Origin of the sequence: Aliihoeflea aestuarii (assembly GCF_024105665.1) — a bacterium.
Taxonomy (GTDB): domain Bacteria; phylum Pseudomonadota; class Alphaproteobacteria; order Rhizobiales; family Rhizobiaceae; genus Aliihoeflea; species Aliihoeflea aestuarii.
Genome location: NZ_JAAAMK010000012.1, coordinates 53,689 through 78,738, shown reverse-complemented (window position 1 = coordinate 78,738; position 25,050 = coordinate 53,689). Strand labels below are relative to the sequence as shown.

General features: G+C 61.8%; 24 protein-coding genes. 21 read left to right on the top strand and 3 right to left on the bottom strand.

What is annotated here, in order from left to right; genetic code table 11:
* Genes GTW25_RS18430 through GTW25_RS18415 form a run of 4 tightly spaced genes read left to right on the top strand, consistent with a single transcriptional unit; the run spans position 1 to position 3,620 of the window.
* Entirely contained in the window at positions 1 to 888 is an 888-nt protein-coding gene (locus GTW25_RS18430; protein WP_252913758.1) for an ABC transporter permease, read from the top strand.
* A 1-nt stretch (position 889) separates the two neighbouring features.
* Entirely contained in the window at positions 890 to 1,924 is a 1,035-nt protein-coding gene (locus GTW25_RS18425) for an ABC transporter ATP-binding protein (RefSeq protein WP_252913757.1), read from the top strand.
* The gene (locus tag GTW25_RS18420; protein ID WP_252913756.1) at positions 1,921 to 2,925 is read left to right on the top strand and encodes an ABC transporter ATP-binding protein; all 1,005 of its coding nucleotides are present in this window, start codon (positions 1,921 to 1,923) and stop codon (positions 2,923 to 2,925) included. Before GTW25_RS18425 ends, GTW25_RS18420 begins: the two co-directional genes overlap by 4 nt.
* Positions 2,922 to 3,620, top strand: a complete 699-nt coding sequence (locus tag GTW25_RS18415) for an aspartate/glutamate racemase family protein (protein ID WP_252913755.1) — start codon at positions 2,922 to 2,924, stop codon at positions 3,618 to 3,620. Before GTW25_RS18420 ends, GTW25_RS18415 begins: the two co-directional genes overlap by 4 nt.
* A gap of 98 nt (positions 3,621 to 3,718) precedes the next feature.
* On the opposite strand, the gene GTW25_RS18410 is transcribed toward GTW25_RS18415, so the two are convergent.
* From GTW25_RS18410 to GTW25_RS18400, 3 genes are read right to left on the bottom strand one after another with little or no spacing between them, the layout of a single operon-like run.
* A complete protein-coding gene (locus tag GTW25_RS18410; RefSeq protein ID WP_252913754.1) occupies positions 3,719 to 4,504 on the bottom strand; it encodes an SDR family oxidoreductase in 786 nt (261 codons plus the stop codon).
* Positions 4,505 to 4,507: 3 nt separating this feature from the next.
* Entirely contained in the window at positions 4,508 to 5,440 is a 933-nt protein-coding gene (locus GTW25_RS18405) for a dihydrodipicolinate synthase family protein (protein WP_252913753.1), read from the bottom strand.
* 37 nt (positions 5,441 to 5,477) lie between these two features.
* Complete coding sequence (locus GTW25_RS18400) at positions 5,478 to 6,329, bottom strand: D-amino-acid transaminase (RefSeq protein ID WP_252913752.1); 852 nt, start codon at positions 6,327 to 6,329, stop codon at positions 5,478 to 5,480.
* 302 nt (positions 6,330 to 6,631) lie between these two features.
* On the opposite strand from GTW25_RS18400, the gene GTW25_RS18395 reads away from it, so the two are divergent.
* From GTW25_RS18395 to GTW25_RS18315, 17 genes are all read left to right on the top strand, one after another.
* Positions 6,632 to 7,483, top strand: coding sequence for a transporter substrate-binding domain-containing protein (locus GTW25_RS18395; RefSeq protein ID WP_252913751.1), 852 nt, complete (start codon positions 6,632 to 6,634; stop codon positions 7,481 to 7,483).
* Positions 7,484 to 7,497: 14 nt separating this feature from the next.
* Positions 7,498 to 8,244, top strand: a complete 747-nt coding sequence (locus tag GTW25_RS18390; protein WP_252913750.1) for an amino acid ABC transporter ATP-binding protein — start codon at positions 7,498 to 7,500, stop codon at positions 8,242 to 8,244.
* 3 nt (positions 8,245 to 8,247) lie between these two features.
* Entirely contained in the window at positions 8,248 to 8,919 is a 672-nt protein-coding gene (locus GTW25_RS18385; RefSeq protein ID WP_252913749.1) for an amino acid ABC transporter permease, read from the top strand.
* A gap of 11 nt (positions 8,920 to 8,930) precedes the next feature.
* Positions 8,931 to 9,596, top strand: a complete 666-nt coding sequence (locus tag GTW25_RS18380) for an amino acid ABC transporter permease (RefSeq protein WP_252913748.1) — start codon at positions 8,931 to 8,933, stop codon at positions 9,594 to 9,596.
* Between the two features lie 25 nt (positions 9,597 to 9,621).
* Positions 9,622 to 10,548: an N-carbamoyl-D-amino-acid hydrolase gene (locus tag GTW25_RS18375; RefSeq protein ID WP_252913747.1), complete on the top strand. Its 927-nt coding sequence runs from the start codon at positions 9,622 to 9,624 to the stop codon at positions 10,546 to 10,548.
* A gap of 13 nt (positions 10,549 to 10,561) precedes the next feature.
* Complete coding sequence (gene hydA / locus GTW25_RS18370; protein ID WP_252913746.1) at positions 10,562 to 12,028, top strand: dihydropyrimidinase; 1,467 nt, start codon at positions 10,562 to 10,564, stop codon at positions 12,026 to 12,028.
* The gene (locus GTW25_RS18365) at positions 12,025 to 12,693 is read left to right on the top strand and encodes an aspartate/glutamate racemase family protein (RefSeq protein ID WP_252913745.1); all 669 of its coding nucleotides are present in this window, start codon (positions 12,025 to 12,027) and stop codon (positions 12,691 to 12,693) included. The genes hydA and GTW25_RS18365 overlap by 4 nt, the downstream gene beginning before the upstream one ends.
* The gene (locus GTW25_RS18360) at positions 12,690 to 13,628 is read left to right on the top strand and encodes a LysR family transcriptional regulator (RefSeq protein ID WP_308206272.1); all 939 of its coding nucleotides are present in this window, start codon (positions 12,690 to 12,692) and stop codon (positions 13,626 to 13,628) included. The genes GTW25_RS18365 and GTW25_RS18360 overlap by 4 nt, the downstream gene beginning before the upstream one ends.
* Positions 13,629 to 13,640: 12 nt before the next feature.
* Positions 13,641 to 14,561 (top strand): LysR family transcriptional regulator, encoded by a 921-nt coding sequence (locus tag GTW25_RS18355; RefSeq protein WP_290128118.1) that lies wholly within the window; start codon positions 13,641 to 13,643, stop codon positions 14,559 to 14,561.
* Between the two features lie 214 nt (positions 14,562 to 14,775).
* Positions 14,776 to 16,443 (top strand): amidohydrolase, encoded by a 1,668-nt coding sequence (locus tag GTW25_RS18350; protein WP_252913742.1) that lies wholly within the window; start codon positions 14,776 to 14,778, stop codon positions 16,441 to 16,443.
* Positions 16,440 to 17,381, top strand: coding sequence for an ABC transporter permease (locus tag GTW25_RS18345; protein ID WP_252913741.1), 942 nt, complete (start codon positions 16,440 to 16,442; stop codon positions 17,379 to 17,381). Before GTW25_RS18350 ends, GTW25_RS18345 begins: the two co-directional genes overlap by 4 nt.
* Positions 17,378 to 18,280 (top strand): ABC transporter permease, encoded by a 903-nt coding sequence (locus tag GTW25_RS18340; protein ID WP_252913740.1) that lies wholly within the window; start codon positions 17,378 to 17,380, stop codon positions 18,278 to 18,280. The genes GTW25_RS18345 and GTW25_RS18340 overlap by 4 nt, the downstream gene beginning before the upstream one ends.
* 25 nt (positions 18,281 to 18,305) lie before the next feature.
* Positions 18,306 to 19,898, top strand: coding sequence for an ABC transporter substrate-binding protein (locus GTW25_RS18335; protein ID WP_252913739.1), 1,593 nt, complete (start codon positions 18,306 to 18,308; stop codon positions 19,896 to 19,898).
* 62 nt (positions 19,899 to 19,960) lie between these two features.
* On the top strand, positions 19,961 to 21,406 hold the full coding sequence (locus GTW25_RS18330; RefSeq protein ID WP_252913738.1) for an amidohydrolase family protein: 1,446 nt from the start codon (positions 19,961 to 19,963) through the stop codon (positions 21,404 to 21,406).
* Positions 21,403 to 22,389 (top strand): ABC transporter ATP-binding protein, encoded by a 987-nt coding sequence (locus tag GTW25_RS18325; RefSeq protein WP_252913737.1) that lies wholly within the window; start codon positions 21,403 to 21,405, stop codon positions 22,387 to 22,389. Before GTW25_RS18330 ends, GTW25_RS18325 begins: the two co-directional genes overlap by 4 nt.
* Positions 22,386 to 23,471, top strand: coding sequence for an ABC transporter ATP-binding protein (locus GTW25_RS18320; protein ID WP_252913736.1), 1,086 nt, complete (start codon positions 22,386 to 22,388; stop codon positions 23,469 to 23,471). Before GTW25_RS18325 ends, GTW25_RS18320 begins: the two co-directional genes overlap by 4 nt.
* 11 nt (positions 23,472 to 23,482) lie before the next feature.
* Positions 23,483 to 25,018 carry an acetolactate synthase large subunit gene (locus tag GTW25_RS18315; RefSeq protein ID WP_252913734.1) on the top strand — a complete coding sequence of 512 codons (1,536 nt, stop codon included), beginning with the start codon at positions 23,483 to 23,485 and terminating at the stop codon, positions 25,016 to 25,018.
* Positions 25,019 to 25,050: the final 32 nt, after the last annotated feature.

The following is a 25,050-nucleotide window of genomic DNA, read 5'->3' as shown; positions in this document are numbered from 1 at the left end:
ATGGCAATCGCGACCGAACCACTGCGCGAAATCGCCATCGTCGAGAAGAGGCGCGGCTACTGGGGCACCGTCGGACGCAGGCTGGTGCGCGACCCGGTCTCGATGATCTGTGCGGGCATCCTGCTGCTGATTTTCCTCTCGGCGATCTTCGCCCCATGGCTCGGCCTCGCCGACCCGTTTCGCGGCTCGATGATCACGCGGCTGCGCCCGTTCGGGACGGAAGGTCATCCTTTGGGCACGGACGAACTCGGCCGCGACATGCTCTCGCGTCTCATCTATGGCGGGCGGCTGAGCCTTCTCATCGGCATTCTTCCTGTTTTCAATGCCTTCGTGATCGGCACGATCCTCGGCGTCATCGCCGGCTACAATGGCGGTTGGGCGAACTCGGCGATCATGCGTACGATCGACGTCTTCTACGCCTTTCCCTCGGTGTTGCTCGCCATCGCCATTTCCGGCGCGCTGGGTGCGGGGGTTCTCAACTCTATCGTTTCGCTGACCATCGTCTTCATCCCACCCATCGCGCGTGTGGCCGAAAGCGTGACGACGAGCGTGCGCAACCTCGATTTCGTGGATGCGGCGCGTGCATCGGGCGCAAGCGCCCTGACGATCATGCGGGTGCATGTGATGGGCAACGTGCTCGGGCCGATCTTCGTCTATGCGACGAGCCTGATCTCGGTGTCGATGATCCTTGCGGCGGGCCTCTCCTTCCTCGGGCTCGGCACGCGCCCGCCGCAGCCCGAATGGGGCCTGATGCTCAACACGCTGCGCACCGCGATCTATGTCGATCCGTGGCTCGCCGCACTGCCCGGCGTGATGATCTTCGCCGTCTCGATCGGCTTCAATCTTTTGAGCGACGGGTTGCGCAGCGCCATGGACATAAGGAACTGAGATGCTCGAAGAGATCGAAGATCGCGGCGGTCCGCGCCAGGCGCTGCTCGACATCAAGGGCTTGAAAAAGCACTTTCCCGTCAGCGGCGGCATGCTTGGCAAGAAACAGGTGGTGCGCGCCGTCGACGGCGTCGATTTCGGCGTGGCGAAGGGCGAGACGCTCGGCATCGTCGGGGAATCGGGATGCGGCAAGTCCACGACGGCACGGCTCTTGATGCATCTCATCGCGCCGGATGCGGGATCGATCGTCTATGACGGCACGCCGATCGGGCGGGACCTGTCGCTGCGCGAATTGCGGCGGCGCATGCAGATGGTTTTTCAGGACTCCTACGCCTCGCTCAATCCGCGGCTGACGATCGAGGACTCCATCGCGTTCGGCCCCAAGGTGCATGGCGTGCCGGACGCGAAAGCGCGGGAACTGGCGCGCGATCTTCTGGGACGTGTCGGCCTCAAGCCCGAGACCTTCGCCAACCGCTACCCGCACGAATTGTCCGGCGGCCAGCGCCAGCGCGTGAACATCGCCCGTGCATTGGCGCTGAAGCCCCGCATCGTCATTCTCGACGAGGCGGTCTCGGCGCTCGACAAGTCCGTCGAGGCGCAGGTCCTGAATCTGCTCATCGACCTGAAGCGCGATTTCGGGCTGACCTACATCTTTATCAGCCACGACCTCAACGTCGTGCGTTACGTCTCGGATCGCGTGCTCGTCATGTATCTGGGAGAGGTGGTCGAGATCGGGCCGGTCGACGAGATGTGGACCAATCCACGCCATCCCTATACGGCGGCGCTTCTGGCCTCCATGCCGACGCTCGATCCGGACAGGCGCACAACGCAGGCGCCGCTTGCGGGCGACCCGCCCAATCCCATCGACCCGCCGCCCGGCTGCCGCTTCCACACGCGCTGCCCCCATGCCGAGCCGGTATGCGCATCGACACGGCCCTCGCTGGCGGATGCCGCACCGAACCATGCCGTCGCCTGCCTCATGCACGCCGCCAACTCAGGCCACTCGAAGGCCGGGACGATGTTGGAGGCGTCATGAAGCCGATCGTTTCCGTCCGCGACCTGACCGTATCGTTCCATGGCGAGCGCGCCGTCCATGCCGTCAACGGGGTCAGCCTCGACGTCATGCCCGGCGAAGTGCTGGGGCTTCTGGGCGAATCCGGGTCCGGCAAGAGCGTGACGCTTCGTGCCCTGATGCGGCTCCTGCCGAAGAAGCGCACACGGATCGGCGGCAGCATCGAGGTTGCCGGTCAGGACGTTCTGGCGATGAGAGACGATCAGCTTTCGAACATGCGGGGCAAGGTCGTTTCTATGATCTTCCAGGAGCCGGCGCTCGCGCTCGATCCGGTCTATACGATCGGCGAGCAGATCGCCGAATCCGTCGTGCGCCACGAAGGCAAGAGCATGAAGGAGGGCAAGGAACGTGCCCTCGAAATGCTGGAACGCGTGCGAATCCCCTCGGCAAAGCGGCGTCTCGACGCTTATCCGCACGAAATGTCGGGCGGCATGCGTCAACGCGCCATGATCGCGCTGGCGCTTGCCTGCAAGCCGAAGATCCTGTTGGCCGACGAGCCGACGACCGCTCTCGACGCCACCGTACAGATCCAGATTCTCCTGCTGCTGCGTGAATTGCAGGCCGAAATGGACATGTCGGTCATCTTCGTCACCCACGACCTCGGCGTCGCGGTGGAGATCTGCGACCGCGTAGCCGTCATGTATGCCGGAGAGGTGGCCGAGACCGGAACGCTGGCACAACTCGTGCGCGATCCGCGCCACCCTTACGCACAGGGGCTGTTGTCCTCGACGGTGCTCGGCGCCACGCGGGGCGAAAAGCTGACGACGATCCCCGGCGCGCCGCCTTCGCTTAGTACGCCGCCGCAGGCATGCTCGTTCGAGCCACGCTGCCGGTTCGCCGTGGCTTCCTGCGCAGCAAAACGTCCGCCGGCCGTTGCGCTAGGCGAACGCCGCGCGGCGCGCTGCATTCATGCGGAACGAACCGCCGACGAGAAGATCGCGACCCTGGAAGCCGAGACCGCATGAAGCTGCTCGTCGTCAATCCGAACTCGACAGCCGCGATGACGGACAAGATCGCACGCTCGATCGCGCCGCTTGCCGCGCCGGGGACGCAGGTCAGCTTCCGCAATCCGGAAAACACGCCGGCCAGTATCGAGGGCCATTACGACGAGGCGGCCAGCGTCCCGGCGATGCTGGAGATCATCGGCGAGGCCGAGGCTGCCGGCAACGAGGGTACGGTGATCGCCTGCTTCGACGATCCCGGCATCGGCGCGGCGCGCGAGATCGCGAGCGGTCCTGTCATCGGCATCTGCGAAGCGGCGATGCAGGCAGCGAGCATTCTTGCGACGCGGTTCTCGGTGGTGACGACGCTGCCGCGTTCGGTTCCGATCATCGAGGATTTGGCGTTTCGCTACGGTATGGAGCGGCGATGCCGGCGCGTCCATGCGGCCGACATTGCGGTCCTCGCCCTCGAACACGACCCGGACGCAAGGATGATCGTGCGCGATGCGATCCGCCGCGCGGTTGCAAGCGACGGCAGCGATGCCGTGATCCTCGGTTGTGCCGGGATGGCGGACCTTACCGAATGGCTTTCCGAGGATGTCGGCGTTCCGGTGATCGATGGCTGCCTGGCAGGTTTGAAGATCGTCGAAAGTCTCGTCGCGGGCGGTTTTCTTACCAGCAAGGCCGGCGCCTATGGCTGGCCACGCGTCAAGATGTGAGGATCATCCCCGTCCAATTCCTCGTCACGGCTCCATCCCATTTGGAAGTTGGAGCCTCCGGCAAACCCGGGGCGGTTCGCCGATCAAGATATTCGCGTTCAAACACTCCTTATCATCCCGCCGTCGACGCGTATGGACGATCCGGTCACATAACCGGCGAGGTCGCTGGCAAGAAACGCCACCATGCTCGCGAATTCCTGCGGGCGACCGTATCGGCCTGCCGGTATTTGCGCGTGGGACGTTTTCATGACCGTCTCGGCATCCTGGCCCGTGCGTTCTGCGGCCGCCGCGTCCAGTTGTTTCAGACGATCCGTCTCGATGCGGCCGGGCAGAACCGAATTCACCGTGACGCCGTCACCTGCAACCTCGGCGGCCAGTGTCTTGGCGTAGCCGACAATGGACGCCCGAAGAGCGTTGGATATGCCCAGATTCGGGATCGGCTGCACGACGCCCGACGAGACGATGTTCACGATCCTGCCCCATCGGCGCGCGCGCATAGCCGGAACCAGATGGTTTGTCAGCGTGAAAGTCGACGCGACCATCGCGGAAAAATGATGGAGCCATTGTTCCGCCTCTACGTCGAGGACGGAGCCCGGTGGTGGGCCGCCGCCATTGTTCACCAGAATGTCGATGGCGGTGGAACCGCGCTCGCCAAGCTCCTCGATGGCGTCGGCAACGCTTTGCGGCTGGCCGAGTTCAATCCGTAAAACGCAGACCTTGTCGGGATGCGCCATGGCACCTGCCGCTTTCTCCAAAGCGACCGGATTGCGCCCCGCGATCGTTACATGCGCACCTTCCGCGTTCAGCGTTGCGGCGACTGCGTGGCCCAGTCCTCGGCTCGCCCCCAGAACGAGCGCTCTTTTGCCGGTTAATCCAAAGTCCATGGGTCACCGTCCCGCCAGCTTGCGTTCGAGCCTGCTGCTGAGCTCATCCAGTTCCTGAATGTCCCGCTGCGAAAGCGCCGCTCCCGGATGGCGAACATGTGCCGTCGCGATCGCACCGCGTCGGCGCAGGATTTCCTTGCGAACGGCAAAGCCGAATCCGAGCTGTTGCTCATGACGCAGGATCGGCAGATATGCGTCGAATACGTCTTCGGCCGCATTCGCATCGCCGGTGAAGAAGAGACGGCAGACCTCGACGAGCATTTCAGGATAAGCAAAACCCGTCATCGCTCCGTCCACGCCACGACGCAGTTCCTGCGGAAGGTGCAGGCCGCCATTGCCGACCAGTATCGATATGCGGCGGCCTTTTCCGCTGTCGGAGCGCTCGCGCAGCTTCGTGATCTTGGTCAGGCCCGGCGATTCCTCGTGCTTGAGCATGACGAGATTTGGAAAATCATCGATCAGCCGATGGAGCACGCTCACCGAGGTCGAGACACCCGTGGTCTGCGGATAGTCCTGATAACAGACCGGAACATCCGGTATGCGCGACAGAACCCGCTCCCAGTAGGCGTAAACCTGCTCGTCGGTTTTCAGCCCTTGCAACGGCGCGATCATCACGCCCGCCGCGCCGGCCTCCATCGCGTCGTTAGTGAAGCGGACGAGATTGTCGGTTCCCGGATTGCTCGCGCCGACGATCGCCGGCTTGCGACCGTCGATGCGCGCCAGATATCGCAGCATGAAGCGAGCGGATTCCTCTGGCGACAGCTTGGTCGCTTCGCCGAGGATCCCAAGTATGGTGAAACCGTCGATGCCCTTTTCCAGATAGAAATCGACCAGGTTGTCGACGCTGTCGTGATCGACGTCGCCATTGTCGGCAAAAGGCGTGGGCGAGATGACATATACGCCCTTCGTTTCCTCGCTGATGAGGTGTGTGGTCATTGCGGTTCCTTCCTCAAGAGATGCGCGGGCAAAACGATCAGGTCGCCGTCGCCATGCTTTTGGCGATGTAGAGTTCGCGCATGCGGCGGGTGATCGGCCCGGGCACGCCCTCGCCGACGGAGCGTCCGTCGATCTCTACCACCGGCATGACGAAGCTGGTCGCCGAGGTGATGAATACCTCGCGAGCCGATGCGAGTGCCGCCGTGCTCACCGTGTCTTCCCTGACCGGCATCGCATTGTCGCGGGCGATGGACAGAACGGAGCCGCGCGTAATGCCCGGCAGAAGCGCGCGCGAGAGTGGCGGTGTCACGATCGTGCCGTCGGCGTCGACGATGTGAAGATTGGCCGAACTCGCTTCGGTGACGACACCGTCCTCAACGAGGAGGACATCGTCGAGCCCTTCGCGAGCGGCTTCGGTCTTCATCAGCGATGAATAGAGGAGCTGCACCGTCTTGATGTCGCGCCGCGCCCATCGCAAATCGGGCACGCATTTCACCTTGAGGCCTATCTCGACCTTGGGATTGGCGGTCACTTGCTTTTCTTGAGTGAACATCACCAGCCCCGGCTTTGATGCCGGGTCGATCAGGAAATCACGATCCGCAGCACCGCGCGTGACCTGAAGATAGACAAGCCCTTCGACGACTTCGTTTCGCCTGATGGCCTCGCGGTGCAGGTCCAGCATTTCATGCTCGCTGACCGGCATCGCCATGCCCAGTTCGTGCAACGACCGGCCGAGACGGGTCGCATGTCCGGGATAGTCGATCAGCTTTCCGCCAATAACGGCCGCGACTTCGTAAACTGCATCGGCAAACAGAAATCCACGATCGAAAACCGATATTTCGGCCTCCTGCTCGGGCACCCACTTTCCGTTAACATAGACGCTACGCATCGCCCGCTCCTGCCTGATCCGATCCAATCAGGGCTAGTCAAGGTCTTTGAGCGGCGCAAGGCGCTCACAAATCCTCGTTGGCGACGGTGCGGCATCGATCCGGGCGGAGGGTGCGGGCAAAAGTCATATGTTTTCAGTCGATTATGACACCGGAGTAACTCCGCAAGAGCGACTTATACGATTTTCTAATTATTCAACTCACTTGGAACGCAAGAATGAATATTGCAGCTCCGGCCAGCCCGTGCCTAAATGCCCAAACTTTGTACATGGCTATCTTTTAAGCAATCGTGGGGATACGCAACATGAACCGGTACATTTCATCATCTCTCGTTTTGACAGCCGCACTGTCCCTGACCGTGCCTGCAAGCGCCCAGGAAAGTCTGCGCGCGGCACTGGACGGCACGTTCGCCCCGCATGCCATGCCAACGATGAGCGGGGGCGTGGAAGGCTTCAACGTCGATCTGGTGACGTTGATCGGTGAGCGGCTCGGTCGCGACATCGAGCTGACGGCCGCCCAGTTTTCCGGGCTGATCCCCGCCTTGCAGGCGGGCACGTACGATTTCCTGGCAGCGCCCGTCACCGTCAACGAGGAGCGCGCGGCCAACCTGCTGTTCACCGAGGGCTTCATGGACACGAATTTCGCGTTCGTCGTGCCGGATGATGCGCCGGACTATGCCGATCTCGAAGCGTTCCGCGGAAAGACCATCTCCGTCAATCGCGGCTCGGCCTATGAGAGCTATCTCAACGAGCATGCCGGTGAATATGGCTGGATCGTCGAGGGCTATGGAACGAACACGGACGCCGTCGCGGCGGTACTGGCAGGACGAGCGGATGCCAACCTTGCCGGGGCAACGGTTGCAGCCTGGGCTGCCAAGCAGACACCTGGCCTGAGCCTGTCCTATGAAATCGATACGGGGCTCGTTTGGGCTCTGTCCTTCCGGCAGGACAGCGAGGAGATGCGCAACCTCGTAGACCGTGCGATCGAATGCCTGAAGATCGACGGTTCCATGGCCGAACTGTCGGTCACATGGTTCGGTGTCGAGCCGGCGGAAGGTACGACGATCGTCACCCCGACGCCGGGCTATGGCGTTCCAGGCTTTCCCGGCTACGTTGAGGACGACCACGAGGCATCGTGCGAAGGGTTGGCCTCCTGACCGTCGACAGACAAATGCGTCCCTCACTCCAAATCGTGTCGCTTTCAAAACGCTTCGGTCATCTGACCATCCTGCGGGATATCAGCTTGTCCGTGATGCCTGGTGAACTGGTCTGCCTTATCGGACCTTCGGGATCGGGCAAAAGTACGCTGCTGCGGTGTTGCAATCGGCTGGAAGAGCTGTCGGGTGGCGACATCCTGATCGAGGGGCGCAATATCTATAGTGGTACTGCGCGCGACCTGAAGACGTTGCGCGCGCATACCGGAATGGTTTTCCAAAGCTTCAATCTCTATCCGCATCTGGACGTGCTCGCCAATGTGACGCTTGCCCAGCGCAAGGCACTCGGCCGGACCCGGAAGGAAGCCGAAGCGAAGGCGCTCGACATGCTCGGGCTTGTCGGCCTTGCCGACAGGGCGAAATCGTATCCAGCACAGCTTTCGGGTGGCCAGCAGCAGCGCGTCGCAATCGCCCGCGCACTTGCACTGGACCCGACGCTGATGCTGTTCGACGAACCGACATCGGCGCTCGACCCTGAAACGGTCGGCTCCGTATTGTCCGTAATGCGGAACTTGAAGACCCGTGGCATGACGATGCTCGTCGTGACACACGAAATGAGCTTTGCCCGCGAGGCCGCCGACCGGGTCGTCTTCATGGATGGCGGAATGATCGTCGAGGAAGGCCCGCCCGAAGCGATTTTCGGTGCCCCTCAGATGGAGCGCACGCAGGCGTTCCTCAGTCGGCTGTCGAAGCCGGTCGGCTGAGCCATGGACCGCTTTCTCGCAACCTTCTTCAACCCGATAACCATCGCCACCTACACCCCGGCGGTGCTGGAAGGCATGAAGATCACCATCATTCTGGCCGTGGCCGTGACGCTCGCAGGCACGCTGCTCGGTCTGGCGCTGGCCATGCTTCGCACGTTCGGCATCCGGCCAATCAATTTCTTCATTATCGCTTTCGCGGATATCGGCCGTGCGCTGCCGCCGCTGGTCATCATCCTGCTCGTCTATTTCGGACTTCCGGGCATCGGTATCCGTCTTTCGGGTCCGATGGTCGTCTTCATCGTGCTGGCGCTGACATTGGCCGCCTTCGCCGAGGAGGTCTTCTGGGCAGGCTTCACATCGGTCGGCAAAGGCCAGTGGGAAGCCGGAATAGCGACCGGACTGGGCTTTCCCGTCACACTTTCCAGCATCGTACTGCCGCAGGCGATCCGGCTTGCGATTCCGCCGCTGATGAACCGCATTCTGGCGATTTCCAAGATGACCGCGCTTGGCTCGGTTGTCGGCGTGCAGGAAATATTGGGCGCGGCGAGTGCCGCTCAAAGCCTGTCCGGCAGCGCCACGCCGCTCACCATGGCTGCGCTCGCCTATCTCGCCATATTCCTGCCGGTCGCGCTTCTGGCCCGGCTGGCCGAACGCCGTTTCGCCTGGAAAATCTGAGGGGTCGAGCGATGGATGCGTTCCTACAGCAGTTCTTCAACATCGACATCCTCATGGAGGCGATGCCGCTGCTCATGCGCGGCCTCTGGATCACCGCCCAGTTATGTGTCGCCGTCGTCGGCCTGGGTCTGGTCGGCGGCCTGTTCGTAGCGCTCGCCAGCATCAGCCAGCGTCGCTGGCTGAAATATCCGGCCATCATCTATGTCGACATCTTCCGCGCGCTGCCGCCGCTGGTGCTGCTCGTATTCGTCTATTCCGGCCTGCCCTTCGCTGGACTGAACCTGACGCCGTTCGCTGCGGTGGTCGTGGCGTTCCTGCTCAACAACTCTTCCTATTACGGCGAGGTCTATCGCGCCGGTCTGCAATCGGTGCCGAACGGCCAGCGGGAAGCAGCACGCGCCAGCGGCCTGAGCGAGACGCAGACCCTCATCCATGTCATCCTGCCGCAGGCCATCCGCAACGTGCTGCCTGATCTTCTCTCGAACACCATCGAGGTGGTCAAGCTGACATCGCTGGCCTCGGTCGTGTCGCTGGCCGAGCTTCTCTACACGGCCAACATGGCACGCTCGATCACCTACAACGCCACGCCCCTCGTGGCGGCGGCGCTGATCTATCTCGCGCTTCTTTGGCCGCTCGTCCGGCTCGTGAGCCGATACCAGCGACCGCTCGCAATCTAGAACATCCGACTATCAGGAGGAAAATATGGTCAAGCTCGTCGTCGGCGGCGCTCAAATGGGTCCTTTGCAAAAGGCCGATGGTCGCGAAGTGGCCGTTTCCCGCATGATCGACCTGATGCGACAGGCTGCATCGAAGGGTGTGGAACTGCTCGTCTACCCGGAACTCGCGCTAACCACCTTCTTCCCGCGCTGGTACATGGAAAATCAGCGGGAAGTCGACACCTGGTTCGAGCGCGAGATGCCCGGTCCGCAAACGGCGCCGCTGTTTGAAACGGCCCGCGAACTCGGCATCGCGATCACCTTCGGCTATGCAGAACTGACGCCCGACGGCCAGCATTTCAACACGTCGATCTTGACCAATCGCAAGGGCGAAATCGTTGGAAAATACCGCAAGATCCACCTGCCTGGCCATGACGAATTCGACACCGAGCGCGCTTTCCAGCATCTGGAGAAGCGCTATTTCCAACCCGGCGATCTCGGCTTTCCCGTCTGGCGCAATGAAGGCGTGGTGATGGGCATGGCGATCTGCAACGATCGCCGCTGGCCGGAAACCTATCGCTGCATGGGACTTCAGGGCGTCGAGCTCGTCACGCTCGGCTACAACACGCCATCGGTGAACAGCCAGATGAGCGCAGAGGGGCTTGAGCAGCGCCTTTTCCATTCCGAATTGTCGGTTCAGGCAGGCGCCTATCAGAACGCAACCTTCGTGGCCGCTATCGCCAAGGCGGGGATGGAGGACGGGCATCCGCTGATGGGCGGCTCGATCATCGTCGACCCGAACGGTTTCATCGTCGCCAAGGCTGAGACGGAAGACGATGAATTGATCCACGCCGCCTGCGATTTCGAAATATGCGATTTCGGCAAATCGACGATCTTCGACTTTGCCCGGCACAGGCGCATCGAGCACTATGGAAGGATCACGTCACAGGCCGGTGCGGTCGTGGAAGTCTGAACGGGAGGATCGCATGACACATCAATTCGACACGGTCATCCATGGTGGCACTTTGGTCACGGCCGGCGAAACCTTCAAAGGCGACATCGCGATATCCGATGGGAAGATTGCTTGCATTGCCGAGCGGATCGAGGGCGCAGAACGGCGCATCGATGCAACGGGCAGACTGGTCATGCCCGGCGGCATCGAGGCCCATTGCCATATCGCGCAGGAGAGTTCGTCCGGCGTGATGAGCGCGGACGACTACTATACGGGCTCGGTTTCGGCGGCGTTCGGCGGCAATTCGTGCTTCGTGCCGTTTGCCGCGCAGCATCGCGGGCAGACGATAGCGTCCGTGATCGAGACCTATGACGGGCGCGCCGCGCCGAACTCGGTCATCGACTATTCCTATCACCTGATCGTTTCGGACCCGACGCCCAGCGTTCTGGCGGACGAACTGCCGCGCGCCTTCGCCAAAGGCATCACGTCGTTCAAGGTTTTCATGACCTACGACCTGATGAATGTGGGCGATGCCGGTCTTCTCGACATTCTGACCGTTGCAAAGGCGCATGGCGCTTTGACCATGGTTCATGCCGAAAACAACGACATGGTCAAATGGATGAATGCGCGACTGTCGGCCGCCGGCGCGACCGCACCGAAATATCATGCGATCAGCCGCCCGGAACTTGCGGAAGAAGAGGCGATCCACAGAGCCATCAGCCTCGCCAAGCTGGTCGACGCGCCACTTTTCGTGGTCCATGTCTCCACACGCGGCGGCGCGGCGATCGTCGCGCGGGAGAAGGAGGCGGGCACCCGGATCTTTGCCGAAACATGCCCTCAATATCTTGCGTTCACGCGCTCGGATCTCGATCGGCCAGGCATGGAAGGGGCCAAGTTCATCTGCTCTCCGCCTCTGCGCGATCGGCAAACACAAGAGGCACTATGGAAGCATGTTTCGGGGGGAACCTTCGACAGCGTGTCGTCCGACCACGCGCCCTACCGTTTCGATGAGACCGGCAAATTCCTGAACGGCATCGATGCTCCTTACCCGAAGATCGCCAATGGCATGCCGGGTATAGCCGCCCGACTTCCTTATCTCTTTTCCGAGGGCGTTCTGACCGGCCGCATCACATTGCAACAGTTCGTCGCCCAGTCGAGCAGCAACGCGGCGCGCATTTTCGGCCTGACATCGAAGGGATCGCTGATGCCCGGTCATGACGCCGACATCGCGATCTGGGACCCGGAATTGCGTCGTATCGTTCGACACGAGGACCAGCACGATGCCATGGATTATACGCCTTTCGACGGAATGGAGCTGACCGGTGCCCCGGTTACGGTGATGAGCCGAGGCGCGCTGGTCGTGCACGACGGCGAACTGCACGCCAGACGCGGACAGGGACGTTTCGTCGCCCGCGCACCATCCGGCAGCGGCCCCATGCGGGGCCATCGCGCCCCCGAATTCGACGCTGCCAGCGCCTATGGCACGGATATCCGCCCATGAGTGGCTATCCTCCCATTCTCATCGTCAATCCGAACAGCGATGAGGCCGTCACAGAAGCTTTGTCACGCGCCGTGGAAAACTTCCGGTTCGCTGGTGGCCCCGCCATCGAATGCGTGACGTTCAGCGACGGGCCTCCCGGAATTTTTACGGAACAGCATGTTCAGGAAGCTTCCTTGCGCTTCGGCACATATGCGGCGGAACGAAAGGATGCAGGCGCGATCATCAGCGCCTGTTACTCGCAGCCGGGCGTCGATCTTGCCCGGTCGCTGACGTCGGTTCCCATTATCGGCATACAGGATGCCGGCGTATTCACCGCACTTGCGCGGGCGGACCTGTTCGGTGTCATCGCGGTGGCGCCCGGTTCGATCCCGCGCCATTTGAGGCATCTTCGCCGGCTCGGCGTCGACCAGCGTCTGGCGGGTGAAGTCGCCCTTGCAGAGGCGGTCAGCGTTGCCGAGAGCGGCGTTGGGGAGCGCAGCTTTGCACTTCTCGAACGTGCAGGGTGTGAACTCGTCGAAAAGGGCGCGGGCGCCGTCGTTCTGGGCTGCGCCGGCATGTCGGGGCATAGATCGAGACTTGCGGAGAGGCTCGGCATCCCTATCATCGATCCGACACAAGCTGCCGTAGCGCTCGCTCTGGGAACGATCTTGACGGGGGATGGGTGAAGGAACCGGACGAACCACAGATTTCATTTCGTCTGCTGTCCATCTTCAGCTCGCTCATGAGCGGAGCGACGACGCAGGAAGCCGCCGAACAATTGGGCATGTCCCAACCGGCCGTTTCAAACGGCATCCGCCAGCTTGAGGCAAAGCTTGGCGTGAATCTTTTCGAGCGGCTGCATCGTCGTCTCAAACCAACCGAAGAAGCGTTTCAGCTTTTCGAGGAAATCCAGCCGGTCTTTTCCATCATGCGGGGTTTCGAGTTGCGCGCTCGCTCGATGCGGCTTGGCCTGTCGGGGCGCCTGCGTATTCTCTCCACGCCCCCGCTGGGGCATTCCGTTGCCGCCGAAGCGCTGGGCGCCCTGCTCGAAACGCGCCCGGAAGTAACCGTTTCCTATGACGTGCGCCTGCTGAACGAAGTGGTCGAGGCAGTGCAGAACGGGTCCGTCGATCTGGGGCTCGGTCTTGGATATGAGAGCCATTCGGCCCTCAATGTCGACGTCATCGCGCATGTGAACATGGTCTGCGTCCTGCCGGAAAGCCATGCGCTCGCGGAGCGCCCGATGATCATGGTCCAGGATCTGGCCGATTGCGACCTGATCGGAATCGACGCGGCATCCCAGCTCGGCAGCGCCATACGCTTCGTCTTCCACCGCGAGCATGTCGCCTATTCGCCGCGCGTCGAAGTCCGTTATTGCTCGACTGCCGCCGTATTGGCGCACGCCGTCTCCAGCATAGCGATCGTCGATCCGTTTACTGCGTCGACGCTTCCGCCCGGACAGGTCATGCGTCCCTTTCGCCCGGACTGCATCGTCCCTGTCGGCCTCCTGTTCAGGCGCGGCGTTCCACGGTCGCGCCTCGTCAACGCATATGTCGCCAATGTGAGGACGGCCTTGCAAAGATTCGTTGAACCTGGATGGCACCCGGCCGTCGACCCATAACGAGAACCTCATATGCAGATTGACCGCCGCAACGACCTCAGCCTCAAACTTCTCGAGGTTTTCGGCGCGGTCATGGATCAGGGAACGACGACCGACGCGGCCGAATATCTGGGCGTGTCCCAGCCTGCCGTATCGAACGGTATCCGTTTACTGGAAAAGCAGATCGGGCTGCCTCTTTTCGAGCGAGCCGGCCGCCAGTTGCGCCCGACGGAAGAAGCCCGTCTTCTCTATGTCGAAAGCCAGCCCATTTTTAGCATGCTGCGACGGCTCGCCTCGGAAGTTCGCGAACTCAAGCACAATCGGTCTGGACGCATCCGGGTGGCCGCGACCCCGCCGCTCGGCCACACCCTCTTGCCTCACTGCCTGCGTGAATTGCTGCAGGGGCGGCAAAAGCTGAAGGTCCACTTCGTCGTCCAGCGCCGTTCGCAGGTCCTTCAGGCTGTGGAAGACGGCGTGGTCGACATAGGCTTCTATCTCGGCTCGGATGTTCACGAGGGTTTGGTCACCAAACAACTCGGCATTGCCGAACTTGTGGCGGCGGTGCCCCGTGATCATCCGCTTTCCGGACGCGCGTTGTTGACGCCGGCAGACCTGGCTCAACACCCTCTGATCGGCCTCGGCTCGAACATAGGCAGATTGGTTGCGAACGCATTCGAAACGGCGAACGTCGTCTACGCACCGCAGATCGAAACACGGTACAGCCAGACGGCATGCTCGATGGTGAATGCGGGCCTGGCCGTAGCCGTGGTCGATCCCTACTCGATTCTGATGTCGCCCAGTCTCAATATTGTTGCCCGGCGTTTTGCTCCCAGCACCACCATTCCCGCGATAACCGTAACGCGCCGCAACACGCCGACCAACAAGCTGACCGGTCTTTTGGTCGACTTACTGATCCGCCGAATTCGCAACGCACCCACGTCGCCCCATTTCTGAAGTTATGAGTATAGACATATCAGATAATTAATAGATCAATCGCTCGGCACAGTACGCTGATAAATTAATCAAAACCAGAATTACGTCATTAAAATCAATGACATAAAATAGATCATCAACCCCCTTCCACATCCACCCGATTTATTACGGGTAAAATTGACGGTGGGACATTTCCTTGGGTTAATCGACCGACAAATGCCAAGGAGATGCCCCGATGACGTCCGATCAGTCACACTCGACAAATGCCGAAGGCGAGCTTGATCGGATCGATTGCGTGCTCTCGAACGGGCGCATCTGGAAAGGTCTCGGGCTTGGCTTTGCCGAGGCGATCGCCATTCGCGACGGCCGGGTCGAAGCCATCGGAACGAACGACGAGATCACGCCTCTGGCAGCGCGAGCGGACAAGGTGATCGATCTGGCCGGTCGGCTTGCCGTTCCCGGACTGAACGACGCGCACATGCATCTTTTGCCATATGGCACTGCGATGGCCGAGGTCGATCTGCGCCCCGGCGCTGCGCCGACGCTTGCCGCGCTTTTATCCACGCTCAGGGCGCGCGCTGCCGAAACGCCGAAAGGCGGCTGGGTCATCGGGCGCGGTTACGATCATTTCCAGCTCGACGTGAAACGTCATCCCTATCGCGAAGAACTCGATCAGGCATGCCCGGATCATCCGGTTTATATCGTGCGCACGGACGGGCATCTGGCCATTGCCAACTCGCGCGCGCTCGAACTGGCTGGCATCGATGAAGACACGCCCTCGCCGGAGGGTGGGCTTATCGAACGCCAGAATGGCAGGCTGACCGGCCTTTTGGCGGAAACCGGCCGGGAGCCCGTCATGAAAATCATGCCCCGAGCGTCGGTGGACGCGCTCGTTGCCTCCATCGAGCGCGGCGGCATGGATCTTCTGAGCTACGGCATCACGTCGTGCATGGAGGCCGCGGTCGGCATTCGCGACGGCTGGGCCGAGATGGAAGCCTACCTAAAGGCGCATGCGAACGGACGTTTGCCCGTGCGCACCTATGCATGCCTGATGGGTGACAAGACGCGCTCCATCCTTGCCAAAGCGCGCGACGCCGGGCTGGTGACGGGAACCGGTGACGATATGTTTCGCATCGGCCCGGTGAAAATCTTCACCGACGGCAGCGCCGGTGGACGCACCGCCGCCATGACAAAGCCCTACAAGGGCGGCGACGAGCACGACAAGGGCATCTTGTGCATCCCGGACGACGAGGAACTCGCCGGAATGGTGCTCGACGCCCACCGCGCCGGCTACCAGATGGCGATCCACGCCATTGGCGACGCGGCCATCGATCAGGTTCTCGACGCCTATGAGGCCGCACTCGCCGACACGCCCGATCCGCAGAGACGACATCGCATTGAGCATTGCGGCTGGCTGCGCGACGACCAGATGCACCGCATGCGGCAGATGCATGTCCTGCCCGCGCCGCAGCCCTCCTTCCTCTATTATTTCGGCGATCTTTACCTTTCCATTCTCGAGGAAGAGCGCGTGGCGGCCTCCCATCCGATGCGCAAATGGATCGATGCCGGGCTCAATCCATCGGCTTCCACCGATTGTCCGGTTACGGAAATCGCTCCCTTGCCGGTCATCTACAACATGGTTACGCGCAAGACGCGGCAGGGAACGCTGATCGGCGGCGAGCATGCGCTATCGATGGAAGAAGCCTTGCATGCCTACACATGGTGCTCGGCCTACGCAGCGCGCGACGAGAAAAACAAGGGGCAATTGATAAAGGGGCAACTGGGCGACATCGCCGTCTTCGACCGTGACCTTTTCGAGATCGACGCAGACGCCATACTCGATGCGGTCTGCGACCTCACGATCCTCGGCGGCAAGGTCGTCTATGAGCGGACGGCGGGATGATCGAAACCATCGCCAACCGTCTGCTGCTGTCGATACCGGTCCTGTTCGGCGTGCTGTTGCTCGGCTTCGTACTCGTTCAGGTCGCGCCGGGCGATCCGGCACGCGTTCTTGCAGGCCCTTCCGCGCCGCCGGAGGTGATCGAGCAGATTCGCCAGCGCATGGGGCTGGACGATCCGTTCTTCACCCAGTTCTTCGGCTATCTCGGCCGCGTTCTGCAAGGCGATCTCGGCCGGTCCCTCATTTCCAACAAGACGGTCCTCAGCGAATTGATCGCGGCCATCGGACCGACGATGGAATTGATGTTCGCCTGTCTCATCTGGTCGATCCCGCTCGGCATCGCCATGGGAACGCTCGCCGCCGTCTGGCGCGGCTCGCTGGTCGATCGCGGGGTGATGGCCTTTTCCGTCGCCGGCGTTTCGCTGCCGATCTTTTTCATCTGCCTGATCCTCATTCAATATGTCGGCGTGCAGTGGCGTCTGCTTCCCTTCATCGGGCGCGGTGGCCCGCTATGGACGGTCGAAGGTCTGCGGCACATCGCGTTGCCCGCGCTCTCCCTCGGCCTTATCTTCATCGGCCCCGTGGCACGCATGACGCGATCGAGCGTGCTGGAAGTTCTGAAGCTCGATCATGTGCGCACGGCCCGCGCTAAGGGGCTGGGCGAATTTCGTGTCGTCATGCGGCATGGATTGCGCAATGCGCTCATCCCGGTCGTGACGCTGGTCGGCCTGCAGGCCGGATACCTGCTCGGCGGTGCGGTCGTCACCGAAACCATCTTCTCCTATCCGGGCATCGGCCGTCTGGCAGTGGGTGCGATCCTGTCTTCGGACTTTCCGCTGGCACAGGGCACGATCCTCGTGCTCGCGCTCGCCTTCATCCTCATCAACATGCTCGTAGACGTGCTTTACGCGCTTCTCGATCCAAGGACGCAGAAGAGATGAGCACCATCGAAACCGCAGCCACGGCCATCCAGCCCATCGAGGAAGATGCACCGCGCAGGCTGGTATGGTGGAAGGCGCTTCTGGCGGATCGCGCCGCGGCCATAGCGCTCATCGTCCTTTTGATCATTGTTGCAGGCTCCGTATTCGCGCCGCTGATTGCGCCCCACAATCCCTTCACGAGCAGCCGCTCCGTAATGGTACCGCCCGTCTGGGCCGAACGGGGAAGCTGGGAACACATACTGGGCACGGACGGTCAGGGCCGCGATATCTTCAGCCGCATTCTTTACGGGACCCGCCTCACCTTGATCATCGGCGTCGTCGCCGTGGGCCTTGGCGGCGTCCTTGGCTCTCTGCTCGGTCTGCTCTCCGCGTTCTACAAGTCGATCGATCCCTACATGATGCGGCTGATGGACATGCTTCTGTCCTTTCCGGCAATTCTTCTGGGCCTCGCTCTCGTCGCGGTTTTCGGGGCCGGAGCGGTTCCTGTCATCATCGCGCTGGCGATTTCCACCGTACCGGACTGCGCGCGCATCGCCCGCTCGATTGCCGTGGGCGTCATGGAGCAGGAGTTCATCGAAGCGGGCCGCGCGGTCGGCCTGTCAGACGGACAATTGTTCCGCCGATACCTTTTGCGCAACTGCATCTCGTCGATCATGATCTTCATCAGCCTGCGCTTCGGTCAGGTGATCCTGATCGGCGCGGCGCTGAGCTTCCTCGGCCTCGGCGCGTCGCCGCCGACGGCCGAACTCGGCATGATGGCGGCTCAGGGCCGCGACTACCTGCTGTTCGCGCCACACATCGCTGTCATCCCATCCGTCATGATCTTCATCATCGTGCTGGCCGCCAACATCACCGGCGATGCGCTGCGCGACGTACTCGATCCACGCATTCGCAACTGACCGGAAAAATAAAAGGGGAAACAAGATGAAACGCACAAGACTGCTTTACACGAGCGCATTGTTCGGCGCGGCCCTTGCCGGCCTGCCGGCGATTTCCGCCGCAGCGGAAATCAACATCGTGCGCGAGGTCGACAGCAACAATTACGACCCTCATAAATCGACCGCACGCGCCGCCGCCGAAGTGTTGTTCATGGTGGGCGACACGCTGGTCGCTCTCGAACCGGACATGCAGACCTTGTCCGACGGCCTCGCCGAATCCTGGGAGGTTTCCGACGATGGATTGGTCTACACCTTTCATCTGAAAGAGGGCGTTCAGTTCTGCGACGGCAAGGCCATGACGGCCGATGACGTCGTCTACTCGTTCAAACGCTGGATCGATCCGGAAACGAGTTCACCGGTCGCCTGGCGCGCCGGCGACGTCGAGGACATCGTGGCGATCGACGACCGCACCGTCGAGTATCGCCTGTCCGAGCCGTTTTCCGAGTTGCTGTACCAGCTCACGCAAAGCTTCGCGACCGTCATCGATCAGGACAATGTCGAAGCACTTGGCGCGGATTTCGGCATCAACGGCTTCAATGGCACCGGTCCTTTCTGCTGGGAGGGATGGACACCCCGCGACCGGATGATCATGAACAAGCACGACGCCTATGTCTGGGGGCCGTCATTCTACGAAAATCAGGGGCCGGCCCATCTCGATCGCGTGGTGTGGCAGATCGTGCCGGAAGAAAACACGCGCACGGTCGCGCTCATCACGGGCCAGACCCAGATCACGCAATACGTTCCCGCGATCGCGCTCGAGCAGTTGAGATCGACGCCCGATCTCGAAGTCTACCGGGGCGACGACGCCTTCTGGACCTATTTCATGGGCTTCAAGGTGGACAAGCCGACCGTTTCGGACGAGGCCGTGCGCCAGGCGATCAATCTGGCGGTCGATCAGGAGGCCATCGCTCAGGATCTGTTCTTCGGAGAGGTCGAACCTGCACTTGGGTATATCAGTCAGGCGACGCTCGACTGGGACCCTTCGCTTGACAGCGAACTTCTGGGCTACGACCCCGAACGGGCCAACCAGCTTCTGGACGAAGCCGGCTGGGTGCGCGGCGGTGACGGCGTCCGCGCAAAGGACGGACAGCGCCTCGCTCCGCTGGCCTATGTTTTCGCCGGCTCCACCTGGCAGAAGATTTCGGAAGCCGTGCAGGCGGACCTCCTCGAAGTGGGTGTCGACCTGCAGATCCAGGCGTTCGATGCGACGGTCGCATGGGGCAAGATGGGCACGCAGGAATTCGACATGTTCGGGATGAGCTATCCTTACGTGTCGGCCGGCGATGCGCTCAATCTGTATTTCCGCTCCGAGAACATGCCCTCGCCGAACCGCATGAACTGGGACGATGCCGAAACGGATGAATGGCTCCAGACCGGCAAGACCGCCCTCAATGACGAGGATCGCTCGCAGGCTTACAGCAAGGTCCTGCACAAGGTGCATGACGCGGCCGTGTGGCTGCCGCTCTATCACGAGCCGATGTACATCGCCCAGACCACCGACCTTGAGCCGGTCGTGCCGCACAACAATTACGGCTCAGGTCTCTACAAGGGGCTGGACATCCGGTTCCGCAGCGAATGACGGCCCGGAGCGGGCTGAACATATTCGGTCCGCTCCGTCACACATCAACAAAGTGGTGAGACATGACAACCGCGACGACCGTTATCCGAAATGCATCCTGGATCATTGGCTGGGACGAAGACAATTCGAAACACATCTATATGCAGGACGGCGATGTCGCGTTCGCTGGAGATCGCATCCTGCAGGTCGGCAGCCGTTTCGAGGGCGAGGCCACAAATGAAATCGACGGGCGAGACCGCCTCGTCAGCCCCGGTTTCGTCAACATCCATTCCCATCCGCTCTCCGAGCCGATGAACAAGGGCATTCTCGACGAACTCGGCAGTCCCCGACTTTACATGAGCTCGCTCTACGAATTCATGCCTCTCTTCCGGCCCGATCTGGAGGGCATGCAGGCCTGCACCGAAGTAGCCCTGTCAGAGCTTTTGCAGTCCGGTGTCACGACCCTTGTCGACATGTCGGTCGCCTATGACGGATGGCTCGACCTTCTTGGGCGTTCGGGTTTGCGCGCCGTTGCAACGCCCATGTATCGGTCGGCGCGCTGGTATACGAAGAACGGGCACGTCGTCGAATATGAATGGGACGATGCGGCCGGCAAGAAGGCGATGGACGAAGCGCTCGCGACGATCGATGCGGCCGATAAGCATCCTTCGGGCCGCCTTTCCGGTATGATTGCGCCTTCGCAGATCGATACATGCACGCCCGAACTGATCCGCGACAGCGTTGCCGTCGCTCGCGAGCGCGACATTCCCTTCCAGATCCACGCCGCACAGTCGATCGTGGAGTTTCACGAGATTACCCGCCGTCACGGCAAAACGCCGGTCGAATGGCTCGACGATCTCGGCGTGCTCGCGCCGGGATCGATTATCGGCCATGGAATTTTCCTCAACGATCATCCGTGGGTACACTGGCCGCAGGCGCGCGATTTCGACCGGCTGCGCGAAAGCGGCGTCGCGGTTGCGCATTGCCCGACGGTCTTTCAGCGGCGCGGCATCACGATGCGCACGGTCGGCCGTTACATCCGCTCCGGCATTCCCATCGGCATCGGCACGGATACCTACCCCCACAACATGATCGAGGAAATGCGCCACGCGCTGATCAATTCGCGGGTGATTTCGGGTGATCCCTACGATCTTCGCACCCATCACATTTTCGATGCGGCAACGGTCGGTGGCGCCAAGATACTTGGACGTGACGATATCGGCCGCCTTGCGCCCGGCCTGAAGGCGGATTTGTTCCTGGCTGACCTGCGCCATCCTGCGATGCGACCCGTTCGCGAGCCGTTGCGGTCACTGATCTATGTTGCGGGCGAGCGCGCCATTCGCGACGTTTTCGTCGACGGGCGTCATGTGGTCGCCGAAGGCAAGGCTCTGGCATTCGACCTCGAAGATGCGCAGGATCGGCTGGAGGCCGCGCAACGCCGCGCGGAGGAGCAGTTCAAGTCGCTCGATTTCGCCGGCCGGACGCACGATCAGGCGTCGCCCTTCGCTTACGGCCTGTCGACCAGATGACCGGCTCGCTTCTGTCCGTGGAGGACCTTCGGGTCCAGTTCAAGGTCGGGCCGCATCTCTATCGTGCCGTCGACGGGATCAATTTTTCCGTCGAGCGGGGCCGAACGCTGGGTGTGGTCGGTGAATCGGGTTGCGGCAAGAGCGTGACGTCACTGGCGATCATGCGCCTCGTTCCGCAGCCGCCCGGTCTTTATGCCGGCGGCCGCATCATGTTCGATGGGAGCGACCTTCTCTCCACGCCCGATCGCCAGATGCGCAAGCTGCGGGGCGGCCGCATCGGCATGATTTTTCAGGAACCGATGACCTCGCTCAATCCGGTCTACACCTGCGGCGAACAGATCGTCGAAAGCCTGCGCATCCACTCGAATCTCTCGGCACAAAAAGCCCGCGCCCGTGCGATCGAACTTCTCGATCTGGTGCGCCTGCCGTCCCCTTCGAAACGTGTGGACGACTATCCGCATCAGCTTTCCGGCGGCCAGCGCCAGCGCGTGATGATTGCGCTGGCATTGGCCAACGATCCCGACCTTCTCATCGCGGACGAGCCGACGACGGCACTCGATGTGACGATCCAGGCACAGATTCTCGACCTGATGCGCGATCTTCAGGAACGCACCGGAACGGCCATCCTCCTGATCACGCACGATCTCGGCGTCGTGGCAGAAACCTGCGACGATGTCGTCGTCATGTATGCGGGCGGCGTCGTCGAGCAGGCACGCACTGCCGACCTTTTCGCCGATCCGCAGCACCCCTACACGATCGGGCTGATGGCGGCCGTGCCGCGCATCGATGTCGAAGCCGATCGGCTCGCGACGATCGAGGGCTCGGTCCCGGCCCCGTGGACACAGCTTCCAGGTTGCCGTTTTGCGTCCCGCTGTCCGCTTGCCGACGAGAAATGCCGCAGCGAGCCGCCGCCATTGCACGAGATTTCCAAAGCCCATGCGGTCGCCTGCTGGAAAGCGCCCATCGAGAAAGTTCTGAAATGACAGATCTTGCTACTCCCGTCCTCGATGTGCGGAACCTGACCAAGCATTTTCCGATTCGGCGTGGTGTCTTGCGGCGTGTCGTCGGCAATGTCGAAGCCGTCACGGATGTCTCGTTCAAGGTAGCTCCCGGAGAAACGCTTGCCGTCGTGGGTGAATCCGGTTGCGGGAAATCGACGACCGGCCGTGCGCTGCTGCGCCTGATCGAGCCCACGTCAGGTCAGGTGATGCTCGACGGAGCGGATGTCACGAACCTCTCGCGAAACGCGTTGCGGCAGGCCCGCAGGCGCATGCAGATCATTTTCCAGGACCCGTACGGCTCGCTCAATCCGCGTATGACCGTCCGTGAGGCTTTGAGCGAGCCGCTGCTTTTGCATGGAGTGGCGACGCCTGCCAATCTCGATGCAAAGGTGGCGGAAGTGCTCAGGCTGTGTGGTCTTTCGAAATTCCATGCCGAACGCTACCCGCATGAATTTTCGGGCGGCCAGCGCCAGCGCGTCGGCATCGCGCGCGCGCTCGCCACGCGCCCGCGTCTGATTGTCTGCGATGAACCGGTTTCGGCGCTCGATGTGTCCGTGCAGGCGCAGATCGTGAATCTGCTTCAGGATATTCAGCGCGAACTGGGCATTGCCTATGTCTTCATCAGCCACGACTTGGCCGTGGTCCGGCACATCGCAAACCGTGTCGCCGTCATGTATCTGGGCAGAATTGTCGAGGAAGCCGCCGCCAAGGACCTCTTCGCGTCACCAAGGCACCCCTACACGCGCTCCTTGATCGCGGCGGCTCCACGGCCCGATCCGAATGTGAAGCGAGAGCGAATAGCCGTCGAAGGTGATGCGCCAAGCGCGATGGCTCCGCCATCCGGCTGTTCCTTCCATCCGCGCTGCCCGATCGCGGTCGAGCGATGCAAGGTGGAACGACCTGTCCTGAGACAGGCGGGAACGTCGACGGTCGCCTGCCACCTTGCCGAATCTCAGGACGCCCACATGACTGGCGCGGTCGACAAGCACCATTTGAACCAGACACTCATCAGGCGCCTCGAAATGTTGCAAGCCGCCCGGCAGAAGTCGAGAGATACAGCCTAATGAACACCAGAATGAATGGGGCTGAGAGTCTTCTTCGGACGTTGCACGGCGCTGGCGTCGACGTGTGCTTTGCCAATCCCGGCACGTCGGAAATGCAGTTCGTCGACGCGCTCGACCGCACCCGGCTGATGCGATGCGTTTTGGGCCTTTTCGAAGGCGTCGTGACCGGCGCGGCCGATGGCTATTCCCGCATGGCCGGCAAGCCGGCCATCACCTTGCTGCACCTGGCTCCGGGACTCGCGAATGCCGGGGCCAATATGCACAACGCCAAGAAGGCGCGCTCGCCGATGCTCAATCTCGTCGGCGATCACTCCGTGCGTCATCTTCAATACGATGCTCCGCTGTCCGCCGATGTGGCGACGACGGCCGCCCCCTTTTCAGATTGGGTTCGAACCGCGACAAGTGCCGAGACGATTGCACACGACGCGGCGGAAGGGCTGGCTGCCGCATCGGGCAAGCCCGGGCGCATCGCAACGCTCATCGCTCCTGCCGATATAGGCTGGGATGAAGGAGGCGTCATAGCCGATCCGATACCGGCGCAGCCCGCACGAAACGTCGATGACGAAGCCCTTGCCTGCGCTATCGGGATGCTGGACAAGGATTGCGTCGTGATCTGCGGCGGGTCTGTCCTGGAAGATTGCAACAGCATGGCGCTTTTGAAAGGCGTCGCCGACCAGACCGGCGCGGCGCTGATGGCTCCCACGTCGAGCCGCAGAACAGAGCGAGGCGCGGGGCAGGTCCATATTCCGCGCATTCCCTACCCGATCGACATGGCACTCGAGAGCCTGAAGCCCTTTCGCAAGGCCGTCCTCATCGAGACGCGTCCACCGGTCGCTTTCTTTGCCTATCCGGGACGGCCGAGCCTTATTCTCCCGCCCGATTGCGAAATCGTGCAATTGGCGGATTTCGACCAGAACGGCGTCCTTGCCATCGAAGCCATGGCCGATGCACTCGGCGCACGCCGCGCGCAAGTGATCGATGCGCCGCCACCCATTGCACCGGCAATCGGGCAGCTTACTTACGCCTCCCTTGCTGCCGCAATCGCCGCGGCGATGCCGGAAAACGCGATCGTCGTCGATGAAGGCATCACATGCGGACGCGATATCTACCCGGCAACGACAGGTTCGGCACCGATGAGCTGGTTGTCGCTGACCGGCGGGGCAATCGGAATAGGTGTGCCGCTCGCGATCGGCGCGGCCATCGCAAGTCCCGACCGGTCTGTCATTGCTCTGCAGGCCGATGGCTCGGCGATGTACACGATACAGGGGTTGTGGACGCAGGCACGCGAGAGCCTGAACATAACCACTGTCATCTTCGCCAACAGAAGCTACGAGATCCTGAAGCAGGAACTCTACAAGGTCGGCACGAACCCCGGCCCCGACGCCCTGAACATGCTCGACCTCACCCGACCGAACCTCGACTTTGTTTCACTGGCCCATGGCATGGGCGTTCCTGGTGTGCGGGTGGACGACGCGCAGGAACTGTATCGCATGATCGTCTCGGCTGCCGCGCAGCCGGGGCCGTTCCTGATCGAGGCCGTATTGTAAAATGGTCTGTTTCGATCGTTTCCATCGAAGGA

Excerpts from the sequence above, each read along its gene's own strand:
- GTW25_RS18430 (WP_252913758.1), top strand. The coding sequence starts at position 1 with ATGGCAATCGCGACCGAACCACTGCGCGAAATCGCCATCGTCGAGAAG.
- GTW25_RS18425 (WP_252913757.1), top strand. The coding sequence starts at position 890 with ATGCTCGAAGAGATCGAAGATCGCGGCGGTCCGCGCCAGGCGCTGCTC.
- GTW25_RS18420 (WP_252913756.1), top strand. The coding sequence starts at position 1,921 with ATGAAGCCGATCGTTTCCGTCCGCGACCTGACCGTATCGTTCCATGGC.
- GTW25_RS18415 (WP_252913755.1), top strand. The coding sequence starts at position 2,922 with ATGAAGCTGCTCGTCGTCAATCCGAACTCGACAGCCGCGATGACGGAC.
- GTW25_RS18410 (WP_252913754.1), bottom strand. The coding sequence starts at position 4,504 with ATGGACTTTGGATTAACCGGCAAAAGAGCGCTCGTTCTGGGGGCGAGC.
- GTW25_RS18405 (WP_252913753.1), bottom strand. The coding sequence starts at position 5,440 with ATGACCACACACCTCATCAGCGAGGAAACGAAGGGCGTATATGTCATC.
- GTW25_RS18400 (WP_252913752.1), bottom strand. The coding sequence starts at position 6,329 with ATGCGTAGCGTCTATGTTAACGGAAAGTGGGTGCCCGAGCAGGAGGCC.
- GTW25_RS18395 (WP_252913751.1), top strand. The coding sequence starts at position 6,632 with ATGAACCGGTACATTTCATCATCTCTCGTTTTGACAGCCGCACTGTCC.
- GTW25_RS18390 (WP_252913750.1), top strand. The coding sequence starts at position 7,498 with ATGCGTCCCTCACTCCAAATCGTGTCGCTTTCAAAACGCTTCGGTCAT.
- GTW25_RS18385 (WP_252913749.1), top strand. The coding sequence starts at position 8,248 with ATGGACCGCTTTCTCGCAACCTTCTTCAACCCGATAACCATCGCCACC.
- GTW25_RS18380 (WP_252913748.1), top strand. The coding sequence starts at position 8,931 with ATGGATGCGTTCCTACAGCAGTTCTTCAACATCGACATCCTCATGGAG.
- GTW25_RS18375 (WP_252913747.1), top strand. The coding sequence starts at position 9,622 with ATGGTCAAGCTCGTCGTCGGCGGCGCTCAAATGGGTCCTTTGCAAAAG.
- hydA (WP_252913746.1), top strand. The coding sequence starts at position 10,562 with ATGACACATCAATTCGACACGGTCATCCATGGTGGCACTTTGGTCACG.
- GTW25_RS18365 (WP_252913745.1), top strand. The coding sequence starts at position 12,025 with ATGAGTGGCTATCCTCCCATTCTCATCGTCAATCCGAACAGCGATGAG.
- GTW25_RS18355 (WP_290128118.1), top strand. The coding sequence starts at position 13,641 with ATGCAGATTGACCGCCGCAACGACCTCAGCCTCAAACTTCTCGAGGTT.
- GTW25_RS18350 (WP_252913742.1), top strand. The coding sequence starts at position 14,776 with ATGACGTCCGATCAGTCACACTCGACAAATGCCGAAGGCGAGCTTGAT.
- GTW25_RS18345 (WP_252913741.1), top strand. The coding sequence starts at position 16,440 with ATGATCGAAACCATCGCCAACCGTCTGCTGCTGTCGATACCGGTCCTG.
- GTW25_RS18340 (WP_252913740.1), top strand. The coding sequence starts at position 17,378 with ATGAGCACCATCGAAACCGCAGCCACGGCCATCCAGCCCATCGAGGAA.
- GTW25_RS18335 (WP_252913739.1), top strand. The coding sequence starts at position 18,306 with ATGAAACGCACAAGACTGCTTTACACGAGCGCATTGTTCGGCGCGGCC.
- GTW25_RS18330 (WP_252913738.1), top strand. The coding sequence starts at position 19,961 with ATGACAACCGCGACGACCGTTATCCGAAATGCATCCTGGATCATTGGC.
- GTW25_RS18325 (WP_252913737.1), top strand. The coding sequence starts at position 21,403 with ATGACCGGCTCGCTTCTGTCCGTGGAGGACCTTCGGGTCCAGTTCAAG.
- GTW25_RS18320 (WP_252913736.1), top strand. The coding sequence starts at position 22,386 with ATGACAGATCTTGCTACTCCCGTCCTCGATGTGCGGAACCTGACCAAG.
- GTW25_RS18315 (WP_252913734.1), top strand. The coding sequence starts at position 23,483 with ATGAATGGGGCTGAGAGTCTTCTTCGGACGTTGCACGGCGCTGGCGTC.